The organism is Actinomadura sp. KC216 (assembly GCF_004348535.1).
GTDB lineage: Bacteria > Actinomycetota > Actinomycetes > Streptosporangiales > Streptosporangiaceae > Spirillospora.
Window position 1 is genome coordinate 1 of record NZ_SMJX01000596.1, and the last position, 1,903, is coordinate 1,903.

At 73.8% G+C, this 1,903-nt stretch carries 1 protein-coding gene and 1 pseudogene; one reads left to right on the forward strand and one right to left on the reverse strand.

All coding sequences use genetic code 11. From position 1 onward, the window contains the following. Positions 1-1,060, reverse strand: a pseudogene (locus E1264_RS42340) (hypothetical protein); the annotation flags it as partial. 203 nt (positions 1,061-1,263) lie between these two features. On the opposite strand from E1264_RS42340, the gene E1264_RS42345 reads away from it, so the two are divergent. Then, the gene (locus E1264_RS42345; RefSeq protein WP_132183187.1) at positions 1,264-1,860 is read left to right on the forward strand and encodes a hypothetical protein; all 597 of its coding nucleotides are present in this window, start codon (positions 1,264-1,266) and stop codon (positions 1,858-1,860) included. The last annotated feature ends 43 nt before the right edge of the window (positions 1,861-1,903 follow it).

Here is a 1,903-nt window from a genome sequence, read left to right on the forward strand (position 1 = left end):
CCCGCACCCCGGGCCCCTCCGGCAGCTCCTCCATGGACGGGAGGTCGAGCGCCGCGCGCAGGGTGTCCTGGAGGGCGCGGGCGGCGGTGGCGTCGCGGTCGATGCGGATCTCGGCGGTGTCCGCGCGCTGCTCGGCCCGCTCCGCCCGGATCTCGGCGGCCTCGGCGCGGCTCTCGGCGCGGTCGGCGCGCGTGGCCAGCTCGGTGGCGCGCGCGACGACGGAGTCGCGCTCGACGGTCAGCCCCGCGATCTCGCCCTTCGCGGCGGCCAACTCGGCGCGCAGCTGCCGCTCGGTCTCGGTGGCGGCCTCCAGCTTGTCGCGCGCGTCCGCCAGATCGGCGCGCATGTTCGCCAGTTCCGTCCGGGCGGTGGCGAGCGCGGTCTGCTCGGTGGTCAGCCGGACGGACAGGTCGTCGCGTTCCCGTTCGGCGTCCGTGCGGGCCTGGTGCTCGGTGCTCCACGCCGCCTCGGCGCGCTTGCGGAGCCCGTCGGCGTGCGCGGCCTCGTTGGCGGAGGTGGCGCGGGCCTGCTGCGCCGCACCGGCCTCCTTCCACGCGTTGGCCTCGCTCTCCTGCGCCGCCAAGACGCTGGTCTGCGCCGCCGCCGTGACCTTCTCCAGCTCTTCCTTCGCGTCGGCGGCCTCCTTCAGCGCCGCCTCGGCGCGCGCTTCGGCCTGACGCGTCCGGTCGTCGGCCGCGGCGGCCTCCGCCCGCGCGCCGCTCGCCTCGGCCAGCGCCGCCTCCGCGCTGCCGAGTGCGCTGCGCACCTCGCCGTCCAGGCGTTCACCCAGGGTGGACGCCGCCGCGTTGAGGTGCCGGACCAGCTCGGCGAGACGCTCGACCTCGGTGCCGAACGCCCGGACGGGCCCCGGATCGACCCTGGTCCCGGCGGCGGCCGCGGCCTCGCCCCCGGTGACCGGCCCGCCGAGCGGCATGCCCGCCAGTATGTCTGCCGGCCCGCCGGCCAGCTCGTCAGCCGACCCGCCGGCCGGACCGTCACCCGCCGACCGGAGGGGCGCGGTCAGCACGCCGTCGTCCGGGACACCCTGATCTTCGTGCACGGGGGCATCCTAGTGAAATGCCCTGTTTTGCACCTCCCCCCTTGCGAACCGCGTCTATCGAGCGGGTCATGCACGCACATGTCGCAATGTGAGGACGATGCTACTCAGGGTAGGAGTGCCCTACGGCGACGTCCGGCCTGACCAGCGCAGATGTACGTGCGGGAGCGGGGATGCCATTCCAGGGCAGGATGCACGTTCGGCTCGTGCAGGGAAGGGCGCGGGATCCCGCCGGGCTGCGCGACGCCGTCGTCCGCTGGAATCGGGAGCTGGCACCCGGATCCCGCGGATGGCTGGGCACGACCGCAGGACTCACCGACGACGGCGAGTTCATCTGGCTGGAGCGCTTCAAGTCGCCCCGCGCGGCGCACCGCAACGAGAAGCGGCGGGCGCAGCGCGAGTGGTGGGAGTCCACGTCCGCGCTGCTGGACGGCGCGCCCACCGTCCACGACTGCACCGACATCGAGCCGTTCGGGGCGGGCGGTTCGGACTCGGCCGAGTTCGTCCAGCTGATCCAGACGCGCGTCCGCGACCGGGAGGCGCTGCGCCCGTTCTGGACGGTGGAGGAAGGACGGGCCATGGCCGAGGCGCGTCCGGACACCATCGGCGGGCTGTTCATCGTCCACCCGGACGGCGGCTGCACCATCGCGGTCTACTTCACCACCGAGGAGGACGCGCGAGAGGGCGAGCGCAGGCCAATGCCGCCCGACCTCAAGGCGTGGCGGGACAACGAGATGTCCCACTACATAGACGAACCCACCTTCTACGACCTACGCAACCCCTGGCTCTTCTCCCCGCACTGACAAGAACCGCCGCAGCGGTTCAGCGGTTCAGGGGGTCAGGGGG